The 746-nt window shown below is 51.5% G+C and carries 1 protein-coding gene; it reads left to right on the top strand.

Annotated features, from left to right (window positions below):
- Positions 1 to 291: 291 nt before the first annotated feature.
- Positions 292 to 746, top strand: a 455-nt coding sequence (locus tag EHQ17_RS04725; RefSeq protein WP_135736148.1) for a DUF1564 family protein, incomplete at its 3' end; no start/stop codon positions are given.

Below are 746 nucleotides of genomic sequence, written 5' to 3'. Positions count from 1 at the left end.
TCGGCTCTGGTTGGCCCTTGGGTTTTGCCGATTCGAAATTCGTGATTTTCGATCTTCAATTGGTAAGTTTGAGATCTTGGTTGTTTCAATGTCGCTCCGCTGGATTCGACTTGACTCGATTTGATTTGATTCGACTTAAGTTGACGTAGCTCAATCCTACCTGGCTTGACGCAGCTGACCCGACTCAGCTCGAACCGAACCAGAATATTTTCTCTGATTACAACGCAAATGTTCGCGAATTTTTTTCATCGGAAGCGTGACATTCGTGCAAGCCGTGGAACCGAGTGCGGTATGGGATATTTACTGCTCAACAACGAAGAAGAAATTTCTTCTCGTTTACAAAATGACAGAAAGGAAACGGTGACCTTGCTCGTTCCGGAAGAAACCTGGCTTCGGTATAGAGAGCGATATGGGGAGGCTGCCGCGCGTCGTCTTCCGAAGAAAATTCCCGAGTTGTTGCGAACCTACGCCAAGTTTTTGACCGCGACCAAACGTTTGGGTAAGAAAGCGGGAACGACGTTGTATCAGCCTTCTGCCTCTACCTCTGCTTCAGTGTCTGCTGTGGCGGCGGCCGCGGCCCGTCGAACTTCGTTTGGTTCTGAGGCGCCGGAGGAGGGAACGCAGGATGCGCCACCTAACAATGAGCAGGCGGTTGGCGATTCTGCGGATGGCGTCCGACCAGAGCTTCGTGCACTTCGAACGGAGCGAAACGGATTGTGGGGGGAGCAGAATTGGAATTTGTCGGG

It is taken from the genome of Leptospira gomenensis (assembly GCF_004770155.1).
GTDB classification, from domain to species: domain Bacteria; phylum Spirochaetota; class Leptospiria; order Leptospirales; family Leptospiraceae; genus Leptospira; species Leptospira gomenensis.
The sequence above is the reverse complement of the archived record's forward strand: the minus strand, read 5'-3'. Positions and strand labels throughout refer to the sequence as shown.